General features: G+C 51.7%; 3 protein-coding genes. All 3 read right to left on the reverse strand.

Annotated elements, in window-relative coordinates; genetic code table 11:
* Positions 1–675 precede the first annotated feature (675 nt).
* Entirely contained in the window at positions 676–2,586 is a 1,911-nt protein-coding gene (locus ACFWW2_RS16070; RefSeq protein ID WP_393929558.1) for a type IV secretory system conjugative DNA transfer family protein, read from the reverse strand.
* Entirely contained in the window at positions 2,576–3,064 is a 489-nt protein-coding gene (locus ACFWW2_RS16075) for a hypothetical protein (protein WP_393929560.1), read from the reverse strand. Before ACFWW2_RS16075 ends, ACFWW2_RS16070 begins: the two co-directional genes overlap by 11 nt.
* Positions 3,061–3,696: DUF1173 family protein (locus tag ACFWW2_RS16080; protein ID WP_393929562.1), on the reverse strand; the 636-nt coding region annotated here is incomplete at its 5' end. The genes ACFWW2_RS16080 and ACFWW2_RS16075, both read right to left, overlap by 4 nt.

The following is a 3,696-nucleotide window of genomic DNA, read 5'->3' on the forward strand; positions in this document are numbered from 1 at the left end:
CCAGAGAATGCTTTCGACATGCGCAAAAGCTGCGGCTTCATCGTGCATATATGGGGCAGATAGAACAGACATGGTATTTCCCTTTAACTCTATGAATTATAGATAGGAAATATCATTGGGTTTGTCAAGTATACAATCGCCCAAGTTTGTCTTGCCCGACTCGTTTACACCGATCAGAGCAGTTACGTCATCAGCATCCACCCAGCCGCTGTCTGACACTGACCGAAAATTGGTAACTTTGAATTTGGCTAGCTTCAAAACGAACACTCCATAATATCAAGGATATACTAAGAGTTGTGGTCAGCCAAAGCAATGCAACATGATCTGCCGCAACATCGAAAGCTAATGCCCCACCTGAATGGCTGGTTCGGTGAAATCCGCTGCACTGCCAGAAGATCGTCGCTGCACCCGCGAAGGAATGCTGCGTCAGCGAAGTCAGAAAATCCAAGGTCGGTTTTGTCCCGCAACTTACCAGTTCTTGCCCCGCGCAGCGAACGGCAGGTGTACGGATAGGGAGGGCCTTCTGAGAATTTCATCGTACCAGCTATATGACACACGAAGGTCGCCTATTCTACTCTGCTTCGGTGTGACGGGCGACTGTAACGCAGAACGGGCCTCTTACGGACAGGGCTTTCGGCGTTAACGTACTATCCTGCCCCCTACCGGAGCGGACCCCTAGGAGTTCGGCTTACTATTGACGGCGAAACTCTCCCTATGTGCTGGCCATCTAAAGTATAGCGCTTTTCCACAAATCAATGGTGGTTGACGGCGGAATATCAAAACCTGTGCATCCTGTGGAAGCTCACGTATTTCATTGGGGGTCATGAGTGCTGCCTGCTGTGTTCTTTCACTCAAGCCAATGCTGTGAGACTGACCGATTACGGCCGCTGGAGAGCCAGATGCACCTCGTGTGTTTTCTGAGATTTCCACCGTGAAGTTTCCAATCATCTCCGAGATGGCCTTTGCTTCATTCATATCCTCGATCGCGCTATAAGCACGTACTGCAACATTGGACCACTCCTGAACACCAGTTCGCCCGTATGCAACTTCGATCCGAGCAATGTCCTGGAAGATGAGCATCAGATGCAGTCTGTACTTTCTTGCGCGATCACGCAGGGTTTCAAACAAAGGGAAATAGCCAAGCAGCGCCGCTTCGTCGACAATCATGAATTTTTCCGATGAGCGCTCTTCGCGCTTCATCATGTCATAAGTAATCGCTCCCAATATCAAGCGGACCAGACCCGGAAATTCCCTAAGATCATGCTCATCAAGAGTGATAAAAAGATCCGTGTTCGAATGGAGCGGGTCGAACGCATCCCGATCGTCGGTTGTGACCATTGCCACCATCTCCGGATAAACGGTCCAGTTTAATGATTGTTGGAGACTGGCCGTGAACCAAGTGTAAAACTTTTTGTCTTTGTTGATCATGGCATTGAGGGCGGATTTGACGCTAACGCGCTCTGAATCTTCGGCGATCTTCTTCAGTCGAGCCCGTAAACCATCATCCTCCAGGTTGACGACTGTTGCCACCCCTTCGAATGTCGAAAACTCGTCATTCTCTTCTGTGAAGTATTCCAATAGCCCGGCAAGCGTCGTTATACATTGGGCCGCATAAAATCTGGAGAACTCTGAGTCTTTTTCTCGCACCACCATCATATCGGCAAGGTGGCGATACGAGCGGCTGGTTTTGAGATGTTGGGATAGAAGACCCATGATGTTAACGCCCTTTAAAAGGCTGAGCTCACGAACATTTCTGCCCATAGATGTGCGCTTATCCCTACTGGCTTTGAGCGCTTCACCGTTGGGATCGACGACGACCAACGCGTGGCGGTAGGTCAAACAGGAGGGGATCACATAAGCCGCCGTTTTACCACCGCCAGACCCTGCGACCACAAGACTATGCCCAGACTCATAGGTTGAATCCATGGTGATCAAAGGTGACTTCCCCCCCTTTCCCCAAGTTCTTGGATCGTCATGTGAGTATGAGGGGTTTTTACGTGGATCGTAGTCCTCACCAAACACCATGCCACTATTTGGAGAAGACACAATTTTCTTGATCTTTGCCCACTTGCCCAACCTTGCGTCGCCAAACACCGACGACACGGATCTATAACTCTCGCGGTCTTTCTTGCCGGCGTCTTTCACGAGGAACGCTCCTCCAATCAGCATCGCTGACAATCGTATCCCGAGCGCACCGAGCAAGAACCAACCCGCGTACCAGGCCATGATCTTCAGCATGACGGGCGAGACTTGAAAGCCGTTTGCCAAGGTGAGCGATGCTTTCAGCTGCAATAGCAATGGGCCCGTCAAAGTGGATGTTGAGTAGAAAAAGAAGAAAGCAATACCCACAAATATCGGCCCAAACAGACTGGGTCTGATAGAGCGCATGGTGACGCTACCTGTGATGGTTGCGATGAGAAGGGCCAACAAGAGTTGCCAATTGTAGACAACAAAATCATGGAACTGGATGTTACGCGCCAACATGTCTTCCATGCGTGCGCGCCCGACAAAATGGACCTGCACGATGGCTGTCAGAATGCAGGCAAACCCAAACGCAAAAGCTGTGAAGAAATTCTCACGTGTCATGGGGTGGCTCCATGTCAGTATCATTCGTTTCGGAATCGCCGTTCCCGTCTAACCAATCCGCCATGATCTCTTTGTTGCGCGCTGCGACGTTGGCGTCCTTGTGCTGGGATAGAAACTTCTCAAGTTCACCTGCAACCCACTCAAACTCTTCCGGGCGGTGATTCACCTGCGCTATCAAAAAAGAACCCAGTAGAATCTTGCGCTGCGCGTCAAGGCGACGGGCGGCGTCGCGCATTCGGGAATTGAGCTTTGTCATGCGGTCCTCGAGCTTTCTCAGTTGAGAATGTTTCGGTGTCATGGTGGCAAGGGTCTGCTTGAACATCTCATCGATGTCCGCTGTCTTGATCGCCTGGCTAAAATAGCCGGCGCGTTTGGCGGCGGCGATCAGACGCGCTTCTTCACGGGTGCGGACGCGTTTGATCTCTTCCTCAAGTTCGCCCGGCGACATTGACGCCACCGTGGGTTTGTCGCTGGTCATGCAGGGGTCCCCCCGACATGACGCGATCTCGCCGCTGCGATCGTTGGCATGGCCACCTCATTTGCCCAAATCCAATGCGGATAGTCTTCCTCCTGCAGAGCGGTCTGGATGTCGCGGATGGTTTCAACTGATGCGCCAGGTGGCGTCACAAACATCGCAATGGGGTTCTCGGTGTCGCTGAGCAGAACGGATGCGATGGTCGCGTCAGACGGCAGGTTAAACCTCTGTTGCTTGATAAACCGACGCTTCTGGCTGACCAATGTCTCCAGAAGTTTGGCTTCCTTTACATGCTCGAAAGGTAGGAACTCGCGGGTCACAAGTATCATGCCGATAGTCTGCAAGGCTGGATATCCGGCCTTCGTCATTGTGAACGTGGCAATAGCGATCGGCGTCGCGCCATCGACCATGTTTGCCAGGATCAGCTGCTCTTCAAATACCCGGTTGAATCGCTTTGTAAGGTCAGCATCCGCGAAAAAATTGCAATCGGGGAGATGCTTGAATGTGAATTTTGAGCCGTAAATGGAGGGTTGATGAGATTTGTACTCGGCAATGAGAATGCCGACAGAGGTGCCACCGGTACTCATGCGCGCGATCTGATCGAACTTGCGGGTACGTTCCTCGGTCAGTTGTGC

Origin of the sequence: Yoonia sp. R2-816 (assembly GCF_046762905.1) — a bacterium.
Classification (GTDB): Bacteria; Pseudomonadota; Alphaproteobacteria; order Rhodobacterales; family Rhodobacteraceae; genus Yoonia.

What these genes read in the sequence shown, in the direction of transcription:
- ACFWW2_RS16070 (WP_393929558.1), bottom strand. Translation starts at nt 2,586, where the DNA reads ATGACACGTGAGAATTTCTTCACAGCTTTTGCGTTTGGGTTTGCCTGC.
- ACFWW2_RS16075 (WP_393929560.1), bottom strand. Translation starts at nt 3,064, where the DNA reads ATGACCAGCGACAAACCCACGGTGGCGTCAATGTCGCCGGGCGAACTT.